At 72.8% G+C, this 21,471-nt stretch carries 20 protein-coding genes; 10 read left to right on the top strand and 10 right to left on the bottom strand.

Going from position 1 to position 21,471, the window contains the following annotated elements; translation table 11 throughout:
- The first annotated feature begins 86 nt into the window (after nucleotides 1-86).
- On the top strand, nucleotides 87-773 hold the full coding sequence (gene trhA, locus ACWDX7_RS01675; RefSeq protein ID WP_451490235.1) for a PAQR family membrane homeostasis protein TrhA: 687 nt from the start codon (nucleotides 87-89) through the stop codon (nucleotides 771-773).
- A 93-nt stretch (nucleotides 774-866) separates the two neighbouring features.
- On the opposite strand, the gene ACWDX7_RS01670 is transcribed toward trhA, so the two are convergent.
- A complete protein-coding gene (locus ACWDX7_RS01670) occupies nucleotides 867-2,921 on the bottom strand; it encodes a thioredoxin domain-containing protein (RefSeq protein ID WP_451490234.1) in 2,055 nt (684 codons plus the stop codon).
- A 254-nt stretch (nucleotides 2,922-3,175) separates the two neighbouring features.
- Between ACWDX7_RS01670 and ACWDX7_RS01665 the strand changes: the two genes are divergently transcribed.
- A complete protein-coding gene (locus ACWDX7_RS01665; protein WP_451490233.1) occupies nucleotides 3,176-6,526 on the top strand; it encodes a tetratricopeptide repeat protein in 3,351 nt (1,116 codons plus the stop codon).
- Between the two features lie 108 nt (nucleotides 6,527-6,634).
- Here the strand turns inward: ACWDX7_RS01665 and ACWDX7_RS01660 are convergent, their stop codons facing one another.
- Nucleotides 6,635-6,859 carry a hypothetical protein gene (locus tag ACWDX7_RS01660; RefSeq protein WP_451490232.1) on the bottom strand — a complete coding sequence of 75 codons (225 nt, stop codon included), beginning with the start codon at nucleotides 6,857-6,859 and terminating at the stop codon, nucleotides 6,635-6,637.
- A 2-nt stretch (nucleotides 6,860-6,861) separates the two neighbouring features.
- A complete protein-coding gene (gene mca / locus ACWDX7_RS01655; RefSeq protein ID WP_451490231.1) occupies nucleotides 6,862-7,743 on the bottom strand; it encodes a mycothiol conjugate amidase Mca in 882 nt (293 codons plus the stop codon).
- A gap of 119 nt (nucleotides 7,744-7,862) precedes the next feature.
- Between mca and ACWDX7_RS01650 the strand changes: the two genes are divergently transcribed.
- Complete coding sequence (locus tag ACWDX7_RS01650; protein ID WP_451491566.1) at nucleotides 7,863-8,267, top strand: DUF4307 domain-containing protein; 405 nt, start codon at nucleotides 7,863-7,865, stop codon at nucleotides 8,265-8,267.
- A 248-nt stretch (nucleotides 8,268-8,515) separates the two neighbouring features.
- Nucleotides 8,516-9,013, top strand: a complete 498-nt coding sequence (gene greA, locus ACWDX7_RS01645; protein WP_451491459.1) for a transcription elongation factor GreA — start codon at nucleotides 8,516-8,518, stop codon at nucleotides 9,011-9,013.
- A 136-nt stretch (nucleotides 9,014-9,149) separates the two neighbouring features.
- On the opposite strand, the gene ACWDX7_RS01640 is transcribed toward greA, so the two are convergent.
- The 3 genes from ACWDX7_RS01640 to ilvA form a co-directional block, all read right to left on the bottom strand.
- Nucleotides 9,150-10,007: an ABC transporter permease gene (locus tag ACWDX7_RS01640; RefSeq protein WP_451491460.1), complete on the bottom strand. Its 858-nt coding sequence runs from the start codon at nucleotides 10,005-10,007 to the stop codon at nucleotides 9,150-9,152.
- Nucleotides 10,004-11,077, bottom strand: a complete 1,074-nt coding sequence (locus tag ACWDX7_RS01635) for an ATP-binding cassette domain-containing protein (protein WP_451491461.1) — start codon at nucleotides 11,075-11,077, stop codon at nucleotides 10,004-10,006. Before ACWDX7_RS01635 ends, ACWDX7_RS01640 begins: the two co-directional genes overlap by 4 nt.
- A 216-nt stretch (nucleotides 11,078-11,293) precedes the next feature.
- Nucleotides 11,294-12,526, bottom strand: coding sequence for a threonine ammonia-lyase (ilvA, locus tag ACWDX7_RS01630; RefSeq protein WP_451491462.1), 1,233 nt, complete (start codon nucleotides 12,524-12,526; stop codon nucleotides 11,294-11,296).
- 192 nt (nucleotides 12,527-12,718) lie between these two features.
- On the opposite strand from ilvA, the gene ACWDX7_RS01625 reads away from it, so the two are divergent.
- From ACWDX7_RS01625 to ACWDX7_RS01615, 3 genes are all read left to right on the top strand, one after another.
- A complete protein-coding gene (locus ACWDX7_RS01625; protein WP_451491463.1) occupies nucleotides 12,719-13,240 on the top strand; it encodes a MarR family winged helix-turn-helix transcriptional regulator in 522 nt (173 codons plus the stop codon).
- A gap of 113 nt (nucleotides 13,241-13,353) precedes the next feature.
- Entirely contained in the window at nucleotides 13,354-13,791 is a 438-nt protein-coding gene (locus ACWDX7_RS01620) for a sigma factor-like helix-turn-helix DNA-binding protein (RefSeq protein ID WP_451491464.1), read from the top strand.
- Nucleotides 13,788-14,042 (top strand): hypothetical protein, encoded by a 255-nt coding sequence (locus ACWDX7_RS01615; RefSeq protein ID WP_451491465.1) that lies wholly within the window; start codon nucleotides 13,788-13,790, stop codon nucleotides 14,040-14,042. The genes ACWDX7_RS01620 and ACWDX7_RS01615 overlap by 4 nt, the downstream gene beginning before the upstream one ends.
- A 312-nt stretch (nucleotides 14,043-14,354) precedes the next feature.
- Here the strand turns inward: ACWDX7_RS01615 and ACWDX7_RS01610 are convergent, their stop codons facing one another.
- Nucleotides 14,355-15,512, bottom strand: a complete 1,158-nt coding sequence (locus tag ACWDX7_RS01610) for a cystathionine gamma-synthase (RefSeq protein ID WP_451491466.1) — start codon at nucleotides 15,510-15,512, stop codon at nucleotides 14,355-14,357.
- 69 nt (nucleotides 15,513-15,581) lie between these two features.
- On the opposite strand from ACWDX7_RS01610, the gene ACWDX7_RS01605 reads away from it, so the two are divergent.
- Both ACWDX7_RS01605 and msrA read left to right on the top strand, forming a co-directional pair.
- Nucleotides 15,582-16,688 carry a hypothetical protein gene (locus ACWDX7_RS01605; protein ID WP_451491467.1) on the top strand — a complete coding sequence of 369 codons (1,107 nt, stop codon included), beginning with the start codon at nucleotides 15,582-15,584 and terminating at the stop codon, nucleotides 16,686-16,688.
- 125 nt (nucleotides 16,689-16,813) lie between these two features.
- Nucleotides 16,814-17,476 (top strand): peptide-methionine (S)-S-oxide reductase MsrA, encoded by a 663-nt coding sequence (gene msrA / locus ACWDX7_RS01600; protein ID WP_451491468.1) that lies wholly within the window; start codon nucleotides 16,814-16,816, stop codon nucleotides 17,474-17,476.
- Between the two features lie 157 nt (nucleotides 17,477-17,633).
- Here msrA and ACWDX7_RS01595 read toward each other — a convergent pair whose 3' ends face one another.
- A complete protein-coding gene (locus tag ACWDX7_RS01595; protein ID WP_451491469.1) occupies nucleotides 17,634-18,905 on the bottom strand; it encodes a L,D-transpeptidase in 1,272 nt (423 codons plus the stop codon).
- Nucleotides 18,906-19,036: 131 nt separating this feature from the next.
- Entirely contained in the window at nucleotides 19,037-19,321 is a 285-nt protein-coding gene (locus ACWDX7_RS01590) for a hypothetical protein (RefSeq protein WP_451491470.1), read from the bottom strand.
- Between the two features lie 172 nt (nucleotides 19,322-19,493).
- Here ACWDX7_RS01590 and ACWDX7_RS01585 point away from each other — a divergent pair, with 172 nt between their 5' ends.
- A complete protein-coding gene (locus ACWDX7_RS01585) occupies nucleotides 19,494-19,805 on the top strand; it encodes a hypothetical protein (protein ID WP_451491471.1) in 312 nt (103 codons plus the stop codon).
- 49 nt (nucleotides 19,806-19,854) lie between these two features.
- On the opposite strand, the gene hutH is transcribed toward ACWDX7_RS01585, so the two are convergent.
- On the bottom strand, nucleotides 19,855-21,396 hold the full coding sequence (gene hutH / locus ACWDX7_RS01580) for a histidine ammonia-lyase (RefSeq protein WP_451491567.1): 1,542 nt from the start codon (nucleotides 21,394-21,396) through the stop codon (nucleotides 19,855-19,857).
- Nucleotides 21,397-21,471: the final 75 nt, after the last annotated feature.

The raw sequence follows: 21,471 nt of genomic DNA, 5'->3' as shown, positions 1-21,471 counted from the left end.
CTTCTCACGTGAGCATCGCCACTCGCGTCAATCTTCCGTAAAGAGGACTAACGGAAACCTACGGAGCCGTAGATACCATGTGGGTCATGACTTCTGACGCCGCCGCCGTCCCGGCCGCCGACGCCATTCCGCTCAGTCCGGAGGTCAAGCCGCTCATGCGCGGCTGGCTGCACACCGGGATGTTCCCCGCCGTGGTGATCGCCGGCCTGGCGCTGATGACCTTCACCGACTCCACGCGGGCACGGGTCGCCTGCGGGGTCTACATCCTCACGGCGTGCCTGCTCTTCGGCGTCAGCGCGGTCTACCACCGCGGCACCTGGGGGCCGCGCGGCGAGGCGATCCTGCGCCGCCTGGACCACGCCAACATCTTCCTCATCATCGCGGGCACCTACACGCCGCTGACCGTCCTGCTGCTCCCGCCCTCCACCGGGCGGACCCTGCTGTGGGCGGTGTGGATCGCGGCGGCCGCCGGCATAGCCTTCCGCGTCTTCTGGGTCGGCGCCCCGCGCTGGCTGTACACGCCCTGCTACATCGCCATGGGCTGGGCAGCCGTCTTCTTCCTGCCCGACTTCATGCGGACCGGCGGCATCGCCGTCCTGGTGCTGGTGATCGTCGGCGGTCTGCTCTACAGCGCGGGCGGCGTCATCTACGGCATGAAGCGCCCCAACCCCTCGCCGCGCTTCTTCGGCTTCCACGAGGTCTTCCACTCCCTGACCCTCGCGGCCTTCGTCGCCCACTACGTCGGCATCTCACTGGCCGCGTACGCGCACTGACGGCGGCACGGCGCCGACACCGGCCGCCCCGCCACCGCCGCTGGGACGGTGACCGGGTGCGGCCCGGGCGCGATGTGGCGCGCCGCCGGCGTGTCAGGAGTGGAACGTGCCCAGCTGTTCGCGGAGTTCCGCCGGATCCGTCGTAGGACGGGCGCAGACGAAGTGGCGGCAGACGTACGCCGTGGGACGGCCGTCCACGAGGGTGCGCTCGGCCAGCAGCGGGAACTCGCCTCCGCTGCCGTCCGCTTCGCGCGGCGGGCCCACCGCCACCACGGCACCGGGAGCCGTCCCCAGCAGCGCCGCCCGGTGCAGCTCCGCCAGCGCCGGATCCTCCGGACGTCCGACCACCGCGACCTCCCGGGGCCCGTCGAGGAGCGCCTCGGCGACCGAGAGCCCGTGGCCGATGAAGCGCGGGACGCGCGGTCCGAGGGAGCCGACCACCGCGAGCGCCCGCTCCGCCGCCGTGCGGTGGGCCTCCGAACCGGTGTGCGCGGCATACGAGAGCAGCGCGCCGGCCGCGGCCGTCCAGCCGGACGGGGCAGCCGTGTCGGTGGGATCCTGGGGCCGCCTGATCAGCTGCTCGGCGTCATGCGCGGTGTCGTAGAGCGAGCCGTCCGGGGCCGTGAACAGGTCCAGTACGAGGTCCATCAGGAATCCGGCGAACTCCAGCCAGACCCCCTCACCGGTGACGGCGGCCAGCGCCAGGAACCCCTCCGCCACGTCACCGTAGTCCTCCAGCACACCGGCGTTCGGCCCGACGTGACCGTCCTTGCTGGTCCGGGCCAGCCGGGCGCGCCCGTCCATGTGCACCCGTACGAGCAGGTCCGCGGCCTCCGTGGCCCGTTCGACCAGGTCGGGCCGTTCGAAGTACGCCCCGCACTCGGCGAGCGCGGCGACGGCCAGCCCGTTCCAGGCGGCGACGATCTTGTCGTCCCGTCCGGGGGCCGGCCGCCGGTCGCGGGCGGCGAGCAGCCGCGCCTTGATGTCGGCCAGCCGCCCGGCCTCCACGGCGGGCCCGTCCTCGGGCAGCTGGAGCACCGACTTGCCGTGCTCGAAGGTGCCCTGCGGTGTCACCCCGAAGCAGGCGGCGGCCAGCTCCCCGTCGGCCTCCCCCAGCACCTCCCGCAGCTCGGCGGGCGTCCAGGCGTAGTACGCGCCCTCCACGTGCTTGCCGCTCTGCGGGTCCTCGCTGTCGGCGTCGAGCGCGGAAGCGAAGCCGCCCTGCTCCGTCCGCAGCTCGCGCACCATGAAGTCGGCGGTCTCCAGCGCGACGCGCCGCGCGAGCTCGGAACCGGTGGCCCGCCACACGTGGGCGTACACCCGGCACAGCAGCGCGTTGTCGTAGAGCATCTTCTCGAAGTGGGGCACCACCCACTCGCGGTCCACGGAGTACCGCGCGAAGCCGCCGCCGAGCTGGTCGTAGATCCCGCCGCGCGCCATCGCCTCGCAGGTGTCCGCGGCCATCTGCAGCGCGCCCTCGGCTCCCGTCCGCGCGTGGTGGCGGAGCAGGAACTCCAGCACCATGGACGGCGGGAACTTCGGCGCCCCGCCGAATCCGCCCCGGGTCTCGTCGTACTCCCGGGTCAGCGCGAGCAGCGCCTGCGCCAGCTCTTCGGCGCCGGGGGGCCGCGCCTTCCCGTAGTCCAGCTGCCGCCCGGCCAGGTCCCGTACGATCCGCTGCGCCACGTCGGCGATCTCCTCGCGCCGCTCCTCCCAGGCGATGCGCACCCCTTCGAGGACCTGCATGAAGGAGGGCATCCCGTGCTTGGGCGCGGGCGGGAAGTAGGTCCCGAAGTAGAAGGGCTCGGCGTCGGCCGTGAGGAACACGGTCATGGGCCATCCGCCGTGCCCGGTGGCGGCCTGCACGGCCTCCATGTAGACGGCGTCGACGTCGGGACGCTCTTCGCGGTCCACCTTGATGTTGACGAAGTGCTCGTTGAGATAGGCGGCGGCCAGCTCGTCCTCGAAGGACTCGTGCGCCATCACGTGGCACCAGTGGCAGCTCGAATACCCGATGCTCAGCATGACCGGCACCCCGCGTTCGCGCGCCTCCGCGAAGGCCTCCGGGGACCATGGCCACCAGTCGACCGGGTTGTCGGCGTGCTGGAGGAGGTAGGGGGAGGTCTCGTTCGCGAGGCGGTTCGGCATGAATCCATCCTGCCCCACGGGACGGGATCAACGTCGAAGGAGCGGGGCCAGGTCGCGGGTCCGGTCCGTGCGTGATCGGTGCGGGTTACGGGCTCGCGCGTCCGGCTCCGGCGGCGGCGCGGCGGACGCGGGGTGGGGCGGGCGGGGGGTGGCAGGGCCCAACTCCCTCTGAACTAGCTCAGATTCCCTCGCACTCGCGATCGTCCCGCAGCACACTTGACGCACGTTGCCGGAGCTCTCTGAGGGGAATGCCGATGCGGGACAGCCATCGCGGTGAGGCCGAGCGGCTGTTGGTGCGGGCCGTGGAGGAGGAGGTCCGGCGGGGGGCGGGGCTGGGCGGCGCGCCCGGTGCGGTGGTGGACCGGTCCGCCCTGCTGGCGCGCGGCCGGGAGGCCCTGGACGCGCTCGCCGAGCGGGCGGCTGCGGAGTACGAGGCGTACGTACGGGCCGTGGACGAGGCGGCGGCGGGGAACGTGTCGCTCGGTGAGGCGTTCCGGCGGGGCAGCGCCTCGACGGCCCTGCTGGTGGCTTCGGTCACGGCCGCGGCGGCCGTCGGGGCCGACCTGGCCCTGGGTGTCGCCTCGGGTACGGCGCTGACCGCCGGGGCCGTGGCGGCCGTCGCCGGAGCCGCCGCGACGGTGGCGAAGGTGACGGCGGTGTACCTGCCGGCCGCGAACCGGCGGGCGGGCGAACTGGGCCGTCCCGGCGGGCCGGAGCAGCTGAGGCTCCAGTGGCTCTCCGCGCTGGAGGTGCGCGGGATCCGGCCGTTCCTGGAGCAGCAGCGTGCCGTGGCGGTCGCCGCGCGGACGCCCAGGCCGGCGGTTCGTCCGCAGGCGCCGCAGCTGCGCGGGGCGGACCGGAGCGCGGAGGCCCGGCGGCGCAGCGTACTGGAGCAGTCGTTCGGGCAGCTTCCGGATCCGGCGGGCGTCTTCGCGGGCCGGCGGGCGGAGCTGACCCGGATCGCGCAGTGGGTGCAGGCGGCGCGCGCCAGCACGGAGACCCGGCCGGTGGTCGTGGTGCTGCACGGCGAGCCGGGTGTCGGGCGTACGGCTCTGGCCCTGCGGGCGGCGCACGGGCTGCGGGACCAGTTCCGGGGCGCGTGCGTGGTGGACCTGCGCGGCGGCCGGCCCGCCGGGGAGGCGCCCGGGGACGGGGCCGGGGAGACGCCGCTGTCGACGCGGGAGGCACTGCTCCACCTGCTGAACCGGCTGGGCGCGCCGCGCGAGCAGCTGCTGTTCCGGGAAGGTGCTTCGGCGGAGCAGCAGGTGCGGCGGCTGGGCGAGCTGTACCACCAGTACCTCCAGGGGCTTGCGGTGACGGTGGTGCTGGACGACGCGGTGGACGCGGCGCAGGTCCGGATGCTGGTTCCGGAGCGCTCCGAGAGCCTGGTGCTGGTGACGGCGCGGGAGCCGCTGGAGCTGCCGGCGGATCTGACGGCGTGGGTCTACCAGCTGCCGGTCGAACGGCTGGCACCGGCGGAGGCTGCCGAACTGGTCCGGGCCGCCGCGCCGCGGCCCGGCTCGGACACCGGGACAGCGGGCGGGGCCGACACCCGGACAACGGCCGGGCCGGCGGGCGCGGCGGGCGCGGCGGGCACTCCGGAAGCCGTGGACGCCGTGGACGCGGTGGTGGAGCTGAGCGGGGGCCTGCCGCTCGCCCTGCGGATGCTGGCTCCGCTGGCGCGCGCGGGCCGGATACCCGACGGCGCAGCGGCCGCCGGCCCCGGGGCGCACCCGGTGGAGCGCGCGCTGCACGCGGCCGACGCCCGGCTGGCGGAACCGGCCCGGCTGCTGCTGCGGCGGCTGCCGCTGGCCGGGCGGGCCTCCCTCGGCGGTGCGGCCGCGGCCGCGCTGGCGGACGTACCGGAGCAGGTCGCGCTGCGCCTGCTGGAGGAGCTGTGGGAGGCCGGGCTGATCGAGCGGGTGCGCGGCCAGCGGTTCCGCATGCACGACGCGGTGCGCGCGTACGCGGCGGCGCGCCTCGCGGCGGACGAGGACCGGGCGCGGGCGACGGCGGCGCACGAGCGGCTGATCCGCACCTACGCGCAGCTCGCCGACTCCGTGATCCGGATGGTCGACGGGAAGATGTCCACGCGGGCGAACCACTTCGGCGGGCACGGTTTCACCTCGCTGGACGCGGCGCTGCGCTGGCTGGACGACGAGTCGAGCTTCATCACCGCGGCGCTGCGGCATTCGGAGGGCGTGGACCAGCAGGCCGTGCTGGATCTGCTGGGGGCGCTGTGCGACTTCTGCCTGCTGCGCGGGGACCTGTACCGGCTCGGTGAGATCGACGAGCTGACCCAGGCGGTGGCCGCGGCGGCGGCCGGCAATCCCGGGGGCCAGGGGCGGATGGTGCGCTCGGTGCAGTGGCGTACGGGCATCGCGGCGCGCCAGCTCGGCGAACTGGACAAGGCGCGCACGACGCTGACCTCGGTGGTGGACCAGTACAAGGAGGCGCATCAGGAGGCGGGGGCGGCGATGGCACTGGTCTCGCTCGGCATCACCCTGCACCACCAGGGGAACCTGCCGGAGGCCGCGGCCCGGCTCCGGGAGGCGCTGGCGGTGCAGGAGCCGCCCGAGCTGGCGGGTGACCGGGCGTGGGGGCTGCACGCGCTGGCCGCGGTGGAGCGCGACCTCGCCCGCCTCGGGGAGGCGATGGCGCTGCTGGAGCGGTCCTTGGCCCTGCACCGGGAGAGCGAGAGCGTGCACGGCGAGGCCTGGGCGCACTTCCAGCTGGGCCAGGTGCACCTGCGGCTCGGCGATGTGCCGCGGGCGGAGGAGGAGCTGCGGCTGGCGCTCGGCTTGTACGGCCGTACGCGCGACGACCGCGGCCAGGCGTGGGCGCTGACCCAGCTGGGCCGGGCCCGCGTGCTGGACGGGGATCCGGGGCCGGCGGTGGAGCGGCTGCGGGAGGCGCTGGGCCGCCACCGGGACGCGGAGGACGCGCGCGGCGAGGCGTGGACGCTGTACTACCTGGGCCACGCGCTGGAGGAGGGCGGCGAGCGGGACCAGGCGGTACGGGAGCTGGAGCGGGCCCGCACGATGTTCTCGCGGATGCGGGACGTGTACGGGCTGGCGCACGCCCGCCACCACTCGGGGCGGGTCACCCGCGACCAGCGGGCGGCGCAGACGGGGAACCTGAAGAACTCGGGCTTCGCGCGTCAGCTGCTCGTGGACGCGCGGGCGGACTTCCGGCGGATCGGGGTGGCGCACGGCGAGGCCTGGACGTGCCTGGAGCTGGCGGTGGTGGACGCCGGCAACGGCCGGATCTCGCAGGCGCTCGGCCTGTGCGAGGAGGCGGTGCGGCTGTTCATCTCGTACGGGGACCGGCGCGGGGAGGACTGGGCCCGCTTCCTGCGGTGCACGCTGCTGCCGTACGCCGTCCCGGGCGCCCCCGAGGAGGCGCGGGCGGAGCTGGCCCGGCTGGTCGCGGCCCCGCATCCGGCGCGGGACGGGCGGCTCGCGGACTGCCTGGAGACGTACGGGGTGATCCTGGGCCGCGGCGTGGACCCGGCGGAGGGCTGGCAGGCGTGGCGGCTCGGCCTGGTCCCGAATCTGCCCGCCCGGGAGATCATGGGCGTACCGGTGCCGGCTCCGCCGGTGTGACCCCGCTCGCGCGGCGCGTCCGGCTGCGGCCGGTCACAGCCGCGCGCGTCGAGCGCCGCCCCGGCCCGGCGCACGCGTCGGGGCGGGGCGGCGCTCACGCGGAGGTTCTCAGGTGGTCCGCTCGGGCGCGGCGCCGGCCGCCGCCCGCTCCGGGGTCTCCTCGAAGTTCACCCGGCCCACGTGCCGGCTCATCGACTTCATCAGGGCCCACACCCCGAGGGCGAGGGCCGCGAACACGATGAAGCCCAAGATCCCGGGGGTCACCTTGTTCTTGTCGAAGGTGTCGGCCGCAAGGGGAAGGACCTGGGTCAGTGCTGCTTGCGTAGCGCTCATAGCTACGCATTCTCCCGGATGCCCGCGAAGAGGTCGGACTCGGGGAGGGAAGTGTCGACGAGCGACTTCGCGAGCTCGTACTCCTCCGTCGGCCAGACCTCCCGCTGGATGTCCATCGGGACGCGGAACCAGCCGCCGTCGGGGTCGATCTGCGTGGCGTGCGCGATGAGTGCCTTGTCACGGATCTCGAAGAAGTCCGCGCAGGGCACGTGCGTGGTCAGCGTGCGCTCCTTGCGCTCGAACTCCTTCCAGCGGTCGAGCCACTCCCCGTACGGGGACTCCAGGCCGCGCGCGAGCAGCGCCTCGTGCAGGGCGATGGTGCGCGGCTTGTTGAAGCCCTGGTTGTAGTAGAGCTTCTGCGGCTGGTACGCCGGGCCGAACTCGGCCTCCGGGTACTTCTCCGTGTCGGCCGCGCCGTCGAAGGCCACCATCGAGATCTTGTGGGTCATGATGTGGTCGGGGTGCGGGTAGCCGCCGTTCTCGTCGTACGTGGTGATGACCTGCGGCCGGAAGGCGCGGATCTTCTTCACGAGGCGCCCGGCCGCCTCGTCCACGTCCTCCAGGGCGAAGCAGCCCTGGGGCAGCGGGGGCAGCGGGTCGCCCTCCGGGAGGCCGGAGTCGACGTAACCCAGCCATTCCTGCTGGACGCCGAGGATCTCGCGCGCCTCGTCCATCTCCCGCGCGCGGACCTCGTGGATGTTCTCCTCGATGTACTTGTCGCCCTGGAGCTTGGGGTTCAGGATCGAGCCGCGCTCGCCGCCGGTGCAGGTCACGACGAGCACGGGCACCCCCTCGGACACGTACTTGGCCATGGTGGCCGCGCCCTTGCTCGACTCGTCGTCGGGGTGGGCGTGGACGGCCATCAGTCGAAGCTGCTCGGTCAAGACAGGATCCTCTGTGATTCGTCGGGGCGGCGGCTTCTATAGTGACCGAATCGGGGGACGGAAAATTCCTGGGGCCCTCCCGCACGGGACCGGCCCCGCCCTCTCGGAAGGAACGATCGATGAGCACGGTGCGCGAGGGCCTGCCCGAGGGCCGCTACGGCCGGTCGGCGGACGAGCGTGCGGACCGGAAGCTCAAGATCGTCGGAGCGGTGCTGGGCGCCGTCCTGCTGGCTGTGGTGGGCTGGATCGGCTGGGGCTACGTCACGAGCCAGAGCGTCAGCGCCGAGGTGATCAAGTTCCAGGTGGTCTCGGACACCGAGGTGCAGGTGCACCTGGAGGTGCGCAAGGAGGCCTCCGTCACCGGTGTCTGCACGCTGAGCTCCCAGGACAAGGACCACGGCGAGGTGGGCCGGGCCGACTTCACCTTCGCGCAGCCCGACTCGCGGGTGGACGAGGTCGTCTCGCTGAAGACAATGGGCCGCGCCGCGACGGCCGAGCTGATCGGCTGCCAGCCTGCGCCGTGAGCGGCGGGCGGGCACATCGGGGCCCGGCGGCTCACGTCGGAAGGCAGCGGCCGGCATCGGGAGGCGGCGGCCGGGGCATGCTCGAACTGCGGAAGCCCCGCCACCGGCCCTGTGACAGGGGCCGCCGTGACGCGGCCCGCACCCGATCGGCGGCTGGGGTCCTCCCCCTTTTCTTCCCGAATTGTTAGGCTCGTGGTTTCGTCCGCCGCTGGCGGCCTAGTAGTCCCCTGTACCGACGAGGAGCACCCGTGACCCAGACGAGCGAAAGCGTCACCTGGCTGACCCAGGCGGCGTACGACCAGCTGAAGGCGGAGCTGGACTACCTCTCTGGTCCCGCACGCACGGAGATCGCCACGAAGATCGCAGCCGCCCGCGAGGAGGGCGACCTGCGTGAGAACGGCGGTTACCACGCGGCCAAGGAGGAGCAGGGCAAGCAGGAGCTCCGCGTGCGTCAGCTGACCCAGCTCCTGGAGAACGCCAAGGTGGGCACCGCGCCCGCCTCCGACGGCGTGGTCGCTCCCGGCACGCTCGTCAAGATCGCCTTCGATGGCGACGAGGACGACACGATGGAGTTCCTGCTGGCCTCCCGCGAGTACGCCTCCTCGGACTTCGAGACCTACTCCCCCCAGTCGCCGCTGGGTACGGGCGTGATGGGCAAGGCGATCGGCGAGGACGCGCAGTACGAGCTCCCGAACGGCAAGAAGGCGTCGGTCAAGATCCTCGACGTCAAGCCCTTCACCGGCTGATCACCCCCCTTCCCGCTGCACGCTTTCCCGCACGATGCCCGGCCGGGTCCTCCCGGCCGGGCATCGTCGTACGTGCTGCTGTGCGGGCGGTACGCACTGGCCGTACGGCTGCTCGCGCTGGGCCGCGTGCGCGCGGCTAAGCGGTCGCCGAGCGGTACTTGCGCACGGCGAGGGTCCGGAAGACCGCGATGATCAGCAGCGACCACAGGACGGACGCGAGGACCGGGTGCTGCATCGGCCAGGCCTCCGGGACCGGGTACCCCGCCGGGAGGTTGCCGAACAGCTCGCGGGCCGCCTGGACGGTGGCGCTGAAGGGGTTCCACTCCGCGATGTGCCGCAGGAAGGCCGGCATGTTCTGGGAGGGGACGAAGGCGTTCGAGATGAACGTCAGCGGGAAGAGCCAGATCAGGCCGCCCGATGTGGCCGCCTCGGGGGTACGCACCGACAGGCCGATCAGTGCGCCGATCCAGGAGAAGGCGTAGCCGAGCAGGAGCAGCAGGCCGAAACCGGCGAGCACCTTGCCGAGGTTCTCGTGGGTCCGCCAGCCCACGATCAGGGCCACCGCCGCGAGGACGACCACGGTGAGCGCGGTCTGCACGAGGTCGGCGAGCGTGCGGCCGGTCAGGACCGCGCCGCGGGCCATCGGCAGTGAGCGGAAGCGGTCGATCAGGCCCTTGTGCATATCGTCGGCGATGCCCGCGCCCGCGCCGGCCGTGGCGAAGGTGACGGTCTGGGCGAAGATGCCCGCCATCAGGAACTCGCGGTAGGCGGCGGGCGAGGTGCTGCCGCCGACGCTGATCGATCCGCCGAAGACGTAGCTGAACAGCACGACGAACATCACCGGCTGGATCACGCCGAAGATGATCATCTCGGGGATGCGGGACATGCGGATCAAGTTCCGCTTGGCCATCACCAGGGAGTCGTTGACGCCCTGGACGAGGCCGCCGCGGGGGCGGGGTGCCGTGAGCTCCGGGGTCGGGGAGGTGATGGTCACTTCACCGCTTCCTTCCGCGCCTTGGGGCCCTTGGACCTGTCCCTGGACTTGTCTTTGGAGTTGTCCTTGAAGTTGTCCTTGGAGGGGCCGGCGTCGCCGTCCGCCGTCCCGTCGTCCTCCTCGGCCGCGCGTTCGGCCGCGTGCCCGGTCAGGGAGATGAACACGTCGTCGAGCGTGGGGCGGCGCAGGCCGATGTCGTCGATCTCGATGCCCCGGCCGTCGAGCTCGCGGATGACCTCGGCGAGCAGCTTCGCGCCGCCCGACACGGGCACGGTCAGCTTGCGGGTGTGTTCCTCCACCGTGGTCTCGCCCTTGCCGAAGCCGGCGAGCACCTCCCGCGCGGTGGCTATGTGCCCGCGCTCGTGCACGACGACCTCCACGCGCTCGCCGCCCGTGCGGGCCTTGAGCTGGTCGGAGGTGCCGCGGGCGATGACCTTGCCGTGGTCGACCACGCAGATGTCGTGCGCGAGGTGGTCGGCCTCCTCCAGGTACTGGGTGGTCAGCAGCAGGGTGGTGCCGCCAGCCACCAGTTCCTGGATGATCCCCCACAGCTGCTGACGGTTGCGCGGGTCGAGTCCGGTGGTCGGCTCGTCCATGAACATCACCGGCGGGCTGACGACCAGGGCGGCCGCGAGGTCGAGACGTCTGCGCATGCCGCCGGAGTACGTCTTCGCGGTGCGGTCGGCGGCGTCGCCGAGGTTGAAGCGCTCCAGCAGTTCTTCGGCGCGGGCCTTCGCGGCCCTGGCCTTCATCTGGTAGAGCTGGCCGACCATCTGGAGGTTCTCGCGGCCGGTCAGGTACTCGTCCACGGCCGCGAACTGGCCGGACAGCCCGATGGCGCGGCGGACCTCGTTGGGGTGCTTGAGTACGTCGATCCCCGCGACGACGGCCTTGCCGCTGTCGGGCTGGAGGAGCGTGGTCAGGACGCGCACGGCCGTGGTCTTGCCCGCGCCGTTAGGGCCGAGCAGGCCCAGGACGGTGCCTTCGGGGACATCGAGGTCCACGCCGTCCAGAGCCCGTACATCACCGAAGGTCTTGACCAGGCCTTCGGCGTAGATGGCGCCTGGCATAGGGATTCTCCCAGTGTGAAGCGGGTGTTTCCTCAGGGAATGCTAGGGGGGCGGGGCTGTTCCCGCCCGGCCGAACGGGGGATTCGCCGCCGCCCGGGCGCAGGGCCGTCGCGGGACTGTGCGCGACCGTCGCGTCCACATCTCGGATATCGCGGACCGCTGGCTGACGGCCTTGAGTTCATGGCCTTGAGCTCATGGCCCTGGAGCTCATGGACTTCAGCTCATGACCTTGTACCCCGCGCTGTGCAGCGACCGCGCCACCTCGGCGCAGTGCTCCGGGCCCTTCGTCTCCAGGTGCAGCTCCACCTCCACCTCCGTGAGCCCGAGCCGCGGGTCGGTCCGCACGTGGCTCACGTCCAATACGTTCGCATCCACCACTGACAACACGGCCAGCAGTCCGGCCAGGGCCCCCGGCCGGTCGGCGACGCGCAGCCGCAGCGACAGGTACCGGCCCGCCGCCGCCATGCCGTGCCGCAGGATCCGCTGGAGCAGCAGCGGGTCGACGTTGCCGCCGGAAAGGATGGCGACCACCGGGCCGCCCCCGTACAGCTCGGGCTCGCTCAGCAGGGCCGCGACCGGGCTGCACCCGGCCGGCTCGACCACCATCTTGGCCCGCTCCAGGCACAGCAGCAGGGCGCTGGAGAGGGCGTCCTCGGAGACCGTGCGCACGCCGTCGAGGAGTTCGGCGATGATGTTGAAGGGGATGTCTCCGGGGCGCCCCACCCTGATGCCGTCCGCCATGGTGGTCGGGTTGTCGACCGACACCGGGTGTCCGGCTTTGAGCGAGGGCGGGTAGGCGGCCGCGCCCGCCGCCTGCACCCCGATGATCCGTACGTCCGGCCGCAGCGCCTTCACCGCCACCGCGACACCGGCCGCGAGGCCTCCGCCGCCGATGCCGACGAGGATGGTCCGCACCTCGGGGCACTGCTCCAGGATCTCCAGACCCACCGTGCCCTGGCCGGCGATGATGTCGCGGTGGTCGAAGGGGTGGATGAACACCGCGCCGGTGCGGTCCGCGTACTCCCGGGCCGCGGCGAAGGTCTCGTCCACGACCTGTCCGTGCAGGCGCACCTCGGCGCCGTACTCCTGGGTCGCGGCGACCTTCGGCAGCGGCGCCCCGAGGGGCATGAACACCGTCGAGCGGACCCCGAGGAGGGAGGAGGCCAGCGCCACGCCCTGCGCGTGGTTGCCCGCGCTGGCGGCCACGACACCGGCGGCCCGCTGCTCGGGGCGCAGGCCCGCGATGCGTACGTAGGCGCCCCGGAGCTTGAAGGAGCCGGTGCGCTGGAGGTTCTCGCACTTGAAGTGGACCGGGGAGCCCGTGAGCGAGGAGAGGTGCCGACTGCCCTCCATCGCGGTGACCCGGGAGACACCGGACAGCATTTTCTGAGCCCCCCGGACGTCGTCGAGGATGACCTGCGGTACGGGCGGGGGCACGCGGTAGTTCATGCGGCCAGTCTCGCAGCCCGCCCGGGGCCCGGCTTTGGACCGCCCAAGGGGTGAAATCCGGCCATCCGGGACAGCCCCGGGAGGGCGGTGCCCATGGGCCGTACCAGTTCTCGCACGAGCCGTACGGGCCGCACCACGGCCGCGTACTCTGTCCCCGTCCTTGTCGGCCCCACGCGAAGAGAGCCCACGGCCATGCCTTCCACCCCGGCCAATTCCGATCTGCCCTCGGCGGCCGAAGCGTCCTCCGGAGCCGGTCTCCTCGACGCGCTCCAGCACCAGGTGGCGGTCTTCGCCCGCCGCGCCGAACAGACCCGCCTCGGCGGTGTCGGCCAGGTCCGCAACTCGATGGACCGCGCCGCCTACCTGCTGCTCAACCGGCTCGACCTGGAAGGCCCGATGGGCGTCAAGGCGCTCGCGTGCGGCATGGGCATCGACTCCTCCACCGTCACCCGGCAGGTCGCGCCGCTGGTCGACAGCGGTCTGGTCAAGCGGACCTCGCACCCGGAGGACGGCCGGGCGGTGGTGCTCGCGCTGTCTCCGCGCGGGCTGGCGCGGCTGGAGGAGGTCCGCTCCTCGCGGCGGGAGCTGATGGCACGGGTGACGGAGGGCTGGACCCCGGAGGAGCGCGAGGCCTTCACCACGCTGCTGACGCGTTTCAACCTCTCGCTGTCGGAACTGATGTCGTCGGTCACCGAGGCGGGTCCGGCGTCCTGAACCGCGTCCGATCCGGGTGGGGCCGGGCGCTGGCCCCGGCTCGGGCCCGGCTCTGAGCGAGGTCCGTCCGACCCCTTGACCGGGGTGGTCCCGCGGCCCGCACTATGTGGGCTGTGGAGGACCACAGACCGGGGATCTCGGCGCCCTACGCGGAGTTCGAGGCCTTCGTCGCGGGCGCGGCGGGGCGGCTGCTGCGCGTCGCGGTCCTGCTGACGGCCGAACCAGAGGCCGAGGCCGGCGCCGCGCGCCGGCTGCTGGCGGGCGCGCTGGCCCGTACGTACGCGGACTGGCGGCGCCTGCGCGGTGACGACCCGTACGACTTCACCCGCCAGGAGCTGTGCGCCGCCTTCGCCCGGACCGGCTGGCGCCACCACGGAGGCGTCGGCATCCTGGGGCGGCTCGGCCCGCTGGAGCGGCTCGTCCTCGTGCTGCGGGTCTACGAGGGCGTCGCGGAGGAGGTCACGGCCGCGCAGCTCGGGCTGCCGGTCGAGCGGGTACGGGTGCTGTGCAATCGGGCCGTCGCCGCGCTGAGGTCCCGGGAGGCGGCGTGAGCGGCCTCCCCGACCGTAAGGAAGCCCAGGTCAGGCGGCTGCTGGAGGGCCCGTACCCGGCGGTCCCGGCCGGGTTGGCGGCGGGCGCGGCCGCGCGCGGGGACCGCCTGCTGCGCCGCCGGCGGGCGCTGCGCCGCATCGGCTGGGCCGTGCTGGTCGCGGCGGCGGTGGCCTTCACGGTGTGGGCCTGCCTGACCCGGCCCTGGGCCCCGCCGCCGACCGGGATCTCACCGCCGCTGGAGGGCTGGTGACACCGCCGCCGGGGGCGGGCTACGCGTAACGGCGTCGGCGGCGGCGCGTACCCCGGCCGGGGCTCCGGCCCCCGGCCCTGGCGGCCCGGCCCCGGCGGCGCGGGAGGAGCGGGGCCGGCGGCGCGGGACGGCGCCACCGCACCCAGCCAGCCGCCGTATCCCGTAGGGGCCCACGAAGCGTCGGGCGCCGCCTGGGCCGGAAGCCGGCCGGGCCCGGCCCGGGCGGAATCGGCCAAGTTCCCGGCCACGCCCCGCCGTGAAGGTCCCTCCGTGAAGGTCCCTCCTGGCCGGGAGCTCCTTCTCCTACACGGCCTAGCCGAGCGCCTGCGTCAGGTCCGCCAGCAGGTCGTCGATGTTCTCGATGCCCACCGACAGCCGCACCAGATCCCCGGGGACCTCCAGCAGCGAGCCCGCCACCGACGCGTGCGTCATCCGGCCGGGGTGCTCGATGAGGGACTCCACACCGCCCAGGGACTCGCCCAGCGTGAACAGCTTCGCGCGGTCGCAGACGGCGACCGCCGCCTCCTCTCCGCCGGTGACCTGGAAGGAGATCATCCCGCCGAAGGACCGCATCTGCTTCGCCGCGACCTCGTGCCCCGGGTGCTCCGGCAGACCCGGGTACAGGACGCGGGTGACCTTCGGGTGGCGCGTCAGGAGCTCGGCGACCTTCGTCGCGTTCTCCGAGTGCCGGTCCATGCGGACGGCCAGCGTCTTGATGCCGCGCAGCACGATCCACGAGTCGAAGGGCCCGGCCACCGCGCCCATCGCGTTCTGGTGGTAGGCCAGCTCCTCGCCCAGCGCCGCGTCGGCGGTGACGAGCGCGCCCCCGACCACGTCGGAGTGGCCGCCCATGTACTTCGTCAGCGAGTGCACGACGACGTCGGCTCCGAGCGCCAGCGGCTGCTGGAGGTACGGGGAGGCGAAGGTGTTGTCCACGACCAGCTTGGCGCCGGCCGTCCGCGCGATGTCGGCGACGACCGCGATGTCGGTGATGCCGAGCAGCGGGTTGGAGGGCGTCTCGACCCAGATCATCTTGGTCTTCGGGGTCAGGGCGGCCCGTACGGACTGCGCGTCCGAGGTGTCGGCCACCGACCACTCCACGCCCCAGCGGGAGACGACCTTCGCGAAGAGGCGGAAGGTTCCGCCATAGGCGTCGTTCGGGATGACCACGTGGTCGCCGGGGGAGAGCAGCGTACGCAGCAGGCAGTCCTCGGCGGCGAGCCCGGACGCGAAGGCGAGCCCGCGCCGGCCGCCCTCCAGCGCCGCGAGGTTCTCCTCCAGCGCGGTCCGGGTCGGGTTCCCGCTGCGGCTGTACTCGTATCCGCCGCGCAGGCCGCCGACGCCGTCCTGCTTGTAGGTGGACACCTGGTAGATCGGCGGTACGACCGCGCCGGTCAGCGGGTCCGCCTTGTTGCCCGCGTGGATCGCGCGGGTCTCGAAGCTCTGGTGCTCGTGGCTGTCGTCGCTCATGGGGAAGAGCCTATGCCCCGTCCGGCCTCCATTCGCCTTGGGCCGGGTGCGTCTGGTTCGCTGGGTGGCATGGAGATTCTGTGGTTCCTGTTGACGATCGGCCTGCTCGTGGCCGTCATCGGTCCGTACGTACGGCGCAAGCGCGGCGGCATCCGTCTGGTCGCGCCGGGCAGCCCGGACGCGGCCGACCCGGCGAACTACGGATTCGCCCGCCAGGAGGAGCTCGACATCCGTCTGCCCGGGCCCGACCCGGACCTGCTGGACGCCCTCGACAACGTCCAGCGCACCGGGACCTGGCAGGCCGCTTCGCAACTGCTCGCCGGGACTCCGCGCGAGGGCGAGCTGCGCTGGCAGCGCGTACAGGCCTTCGGCGGGGCCGCGGCGCTTGAGCTGGTGCGGCAGCCGGGTGTGGGCGCGCAGTGGCTGAAGGCGTGGCGGCTTGAGGCGGAGAAGGACGCCGGGGGTGCGCAGGTGCACGCGGAGCTGCTGGTGCAGCAGGCGTGGCGGCAGTCGGGCGGGGTGGGGTCCACCGATCACCGGATCATCCTGGAGGAGGCGCGCGAGGCGTGCCGCAGGTCCGCGCTGCTGTCACCGGGCGATCCGGTCCCGTACATCACCGAGCTGGCGATCGCGCGGGCGCTGGCGTATCCGGAGGCGGAGTTCGACGCCCTCTGGGCGAAGATCATCGACCGGGCGCCGGAGCACATGGGCGCGCATCTGGCGGCGCTGCACTACTGGTGCGAGAAGTGGCACGGCTCGCGGGAGAAGGCGGACGCCTTCGCGCACGCGGCCGCGGCGCGCGCGCCGCGGGGTTCGCTGCTGGCGGCGCTGCCGCTGTTCGCGGTCTACGAGCACCTGCCCGAGGTCAATCTCGTGCAGAGCTTCTACCGCAGTGCGGTCGTGACGCGGGCCGTGGAGGGCGCGCTGTACGCGGTGCACTCGGCGCGGCCGGACGACCCGATGCTGGCCCACGTACGGCATCTGCTGCTGGTGTTCCTGGTGAACATGGAGCGCTGGGCGGAGGCGATGGAGCAGGTGCGTCACGTGGACGGCTACGTCGGCGCGCTGCCGTGGTCGACGGCGCCGGACCCGGCGGCGCAGTACGCGGTGTACCGGGCCCTGGCGGTGGCGGGGTACGAGGCGAACGGCGGCTCCCCGGCGACGCTGCCGCACTGACGGCGCGAAGCGGGCGGGGGCGGGGGCACGGACGGGGCACGGGCGGGGCGGGGCAGCGCGAGGACGGCGGGCCGGGGAATCATGGCCCGTCCCCGTCCGTTGTGCAGGACGACAAGGAGGCACTCATGTTCTCGTACCGCCGCACGCCCGAGCTCCCCAACCGCGAGGAGGCCCTGACGGGGCGCGCCGAGCCGCTCTTCGCGCTGCCGGACCGCCACACGGTGCTCGGCAACCCGCTGGCCGGCCCCTATCCGGCAGGTCTGGAAGTGGCGGACTTCGGGCTGGGCTGTTTCTGGGGCGCGGAGCGCAAGTTCTGGCAGACCCCCGGCGTGTGGACCACGCTGGCCGGCTACCAGGGCGGCTTCACGGAGAATCCGGCCTACGAGGAGGTCTGCTCGGGTCTGACCGGCCACACCGAGGTCGTCCGCGTGGTCTTCGACCCGTCGGTCGTCTCCTACGCGGCCCTGCTGAAGCTGTTCTGGGAGTCCCACGACCCGACGCAGGGCTTCCGCCAGGGCAACGACGTGGGCACCCAGTACCGCTCGGCGATCTACACCCACTCCCCCGCCCAGCACGCGACGGCGGAAGCCTCCCGCACGGCTTACGAGCAGGTCCTCACCGCCTCGGGCCACGGCCGGATCACCACGGCCGTCCTCCCGGCGTCCGAGCGCCCCTTCTGGCCGGCGGAGCCCTACCACCAGCAGTACCTGGACAAGAACCCGGGCGGCTACTGCGGCATCGGCGGCACGGGCGTCTCCTGCCCCATCGGCGTGGCGCCGGCGGAGTGAGCCGGCCCCGCCGGGCCGGGCCCAAGGCCGGGCGGCCGGGCCGTGATCGCGGGACGAGCCGGCGGTGAGCGTCCGAGGGCGGTGAGAAAGCGGACGGCGGGGAACCCCTCAGGGTCCCCCGCCGTCCGCCGGGCCGGGTCGTGCCGCACAGCGGGTGTCAGACGGCCGAGCCGGCCTTCCACTCCGCCCAGCTCATGTTCCAGCCGTTGAGGCCGTTGTCCGGCTTGATGGTCTTGTCCGGGGAGTTGACCACGGTCACGACATCGCCCACGAGGGAGTTGTCGAAGAACCAGGCGCCGGGCTTGTTCGGGTCGTTGGCGCCCTTGGCGTCGTCCAGGCCGACACAGCCGTGGCTCGTGTTGACGCTGCCGAAGATGGAGTCCGCACCCCAGTAGTTGCCGTGGATGAAGGTGCCGGAGGTCGACAGCCGCATCGCGTGCGGGACGTCCTTGATGTCGTACTCGCCCTTGCCGTCGTCGTCCGTGAAGCCGACGGTGGCGCCGTTCATCCGGGTCTCCTTGAACTTCTCGGAGATCACCATCTGGCCGTTGTACGTCGGGGTCTCCGGGGAGCCCGCCGAGATCGGGATGGTCCGCAGGACCGCGCCGTCCCGGGTGACCGTCATCTGCTTCGTCTTCGCGTCGACCGTGGAGACCTGGCTGCGGCCGATCTTGAAGGTGACGGTCTTGTTCTGAACGCCCTGGACGCCGGGAGCGCCCTGTACGCCTTCCAGCGCCAGCTTCAGCGTGACGGTGGAGTTCGCCGTCCAGTACTGCTCCGGGCGGAAGTCCAGCCGCTGCTGGCCGAACCAGTGGCCGACGACTTCCTGACCGCTGCTGGAGGACACCGTGATGGCCGACTGGACGGCCTTCTTGTCCTTGATCGGCTTGTTGAAGGTGATCGAGACCGGGTGACCCACGCCGACGGTCTGGCCCTCGTCCGGGATGAACGAGCCGACGAAGCTGTTCTCCGGTGAGACGGTGGTGAAGGACGCGTTCTCGTGGGCCTCGCGGCCCTCGGCGTCCTTGGCCGTCGCCGACAGCGCGTACTTCGTGGAGCGCTTCAGCGCGCCGTCGGGCTTCCAGCTCTTGCCGTCGGCGGCGATCTTTCCGGTCACGGCCGCGCCCTCGGAGCTCTTCAGCTCGACCTTGGTGAGCGTGCCGTCGGTGACGGCGACCCCGGCCGCGTCGTTCAGACCGACGTTGGTGGCGCCGTCCTTCGGCGTGATCGCTATTCGCGCCTTGGAGGTGTCCTTGGCCGCCGCCGCGTCGACCTCCGCCTGGGACTTGCTGGCCTCACCGTTGCCCTTCGGCTGCCCGCCGCCCCCGTCATTGCACGCCGAGAGCATCAGTACGCCACCGAGCACGGCGGATATGGCCACCAGGGACCTTCTCCGCCGCATGCTGTCCGTCCTCACACGCCACTCCATCGTTGCCGGATTCCCGGGGCTGCCGTCCCGGGGCTGGCCGGGCAGGGGGACGCGCCCCCTGCCTCACCCCGACAACGCGTTGACACCGGCGATCGGTTCCACATCCCGTTCGGATGTGGGCCACCCCACGGTCAGGCGCTGTCGGTCTTCTCTTCGAAGTCTCCATCTTCCTCGTCCAGGTCCCACTCCATGGACTCGGGGTCGTATTCGACGGGTTCGCTGCTCCAGGAGGCCTGGGCCAGCTCCACGCCGGGGATCTCCGCGACCAGGTCAGTGGGGTCGACCAGGTACGCCAGGGCCTCGGACTCGTCCTCCCGGACGGCGGACTCGGCGTGGCTGCGCTCCTCGTCCGGCATGAACTCGTCGGCCTTGATGTGGTCGAGTGCGGCGCCGGTGAGTGCCTCGGTATCCGGCACCTCAAGCACCAAATCCACCCGAAGCCGTACGTAACGTGATGTCTCAGAAGGGTTCATAGAACGGAGAGTAAGCCCGGGGAAGCCCGGACTTTCCCACGACCCGCCCCTTTCCGTAGCATCACCGCATCACCGCACACGGCCAATTCGCCGCTGCCGCAAGGGGGATCGCACCGTGTCCGCACGTCGACCGCTGCTCACCGCTCTCGGAGCGACCACCCTCCTCGCCGCGCTCTGGTTCGTCCCCTCCGCCAATGCCACGGCGCCCCCGCCCGCGGCCGGCCGTACGGCCGGGCCCGCGGGCGCGGACACGGCCGGATCGGACACGACGGGCGCGGACACCGCCGGGGCGCCCGCCCCGCAGGCCGCGCCCCTGCTGGCCGACAGCGGCTCCGTCGACACCACCCCCTACCTCCTGGGCACGCTCTGCCTGGGCCTGGGAGCCGGCTTCGTGACCTTCTCCGTACGCAGCTCCCGCGCCCTGTAGCAGGCTGGAAGGGCCGCCCCAGCGGCCCTTCCAGGTGGCCGGCCGGCGGTCAGGCGAGCGGGCCCGTCTCCGTTTCCACCGCGGCGACGAGAGCGCCCGTACGGACGAACGCGTCGGCGGCGGCCAGGTCGGGGGCGAGGAAACGATCCGGCCCGGGCCCCTGTACGCCCGCCGCCCGGGCCGCCGCGATGGCGGCCCTGCTGGCGGGGGCCGGGGTGAGTCCGTGGCGCAGCTCGATGGCGCGGGTGGCCGCGTACAGCTCGATGGCGATGATCCGGGTCAGGTTGTCCACGGCGGTGCGCAGCTTGCGCGCGGCCGACCAGCCCATGGAGACGTGGTCCTCCTGCATCGCGGAGGACGGGATCGAGTCGGCGGACGCCGGTACGGCGAGCCGCTTCATCTCGCTGACGAGGGCGGCCTGCGTGTACTGGGCGATCATCAGCCCGGAGTCCACCCCGGCGTCGTCCGCGAGGAACGGCGGCAGCCCGTGGGAGCGGTGGGAGTCGAGGAGCCGGTCGGTGCGCCGCTCGGTGATGGAGCCGAGGTCGGCGGCGGCGATGGCGAGGAAGTCCAGGACGTAGGCGACCGGGGCTCCGTGGAAGTTGCCGTTGGACTCGACGCGCCCGTCGGGCAGGACCACGGGATTGTCCACGGCGGCGGCCAGCTCGCGGGAGGCCACCAGGGCCGCGTGCGCCAGGGTGTCGCGGCCCGCGCCCGCGACCTGCGGGGCGCAGCGCACGGAGTAGGCGTCCTGCACGCGCGGGGCGGTCTCCTCCTGGTAGTGCCGGGTGAGCCCGGAGCCCTTGAGGACGGCGGCCATGTTGGCGGCGGAGGCGCCCTGGCCGGGGTGCGGCCGTATGGCGTGCAGCTCGGGGGCGAGCACCTTCTCGGTGCCGAGCAGCGCTTCCAGCGTGAGGGCCGCGGTGATGTCGGCGGAGGTGTACAGCATGCCGAGGTCGGCGAGGGCCATGATCAGCATGCCGAGCATGCCGTCGGTGCCGTTGAGGAGCGCGAGACCCTCCTTCTCGCGGAGCACCACCGGCTCGATGCCGGCTTCGGCGAGCAGTTCCGCGGCGGGCCGGACCACACCGTCGGGCCCCTCGGCGTCGCCCTCGCCCATGAGCGCCAGCGCGCAGTGGGACAGCGGCGCGAGGTCGCCGGAGCAGCCGAGGGAGCCGTACTCGTGCACGACGGGGGTGATCCCGGCGTTCAGTACGTCGGCCATGGTCTGCGCTACGGAGGGGCGCACGCCGGTGTGGCCGGAGGCGACGGTCTTCAGGCGCAGGAACATCAGGGCGCGCACCACCTCGCGCTCGACGCGCGGGCCCATCCCGGCGGCGTGCGAGCGGACGATGTTGCGCTGGAGCTGTACGCGCAGTTCCGGGCTGATGTGCCGGGAGGCGAGGGCGCCGAAGCCGGTGGACACCCCGTAGACGGGCTCGGGCTTGGCGGCGAGCGCGTCCACGATCTCGCGGGCGCGGCCGAGGGCGGCGAGCGCCTCGCCGGACAGCTCGACCCGCGCGTTGCCGCGGGCGACTGCGATGACGTCCTCGGCGGTGGTTCCGGACGGTCCCACCACGACAGTGTGCATATCCATATTCAGCACCCTACGGATTGAATCCCTTCATGTCACTAGCCAGTTCTGTCACGACCGAGCACCCCCGGA

The sequence above is a fragment of the Streptomyces sp. NPDC003034 genome (genome assembly GCF_053591375.1).
The sequence above is the reverse complement of the archived record's forward strand: the minus strand, read 5'-3'. Positions and strand labels throughout refer to the sequence as shown.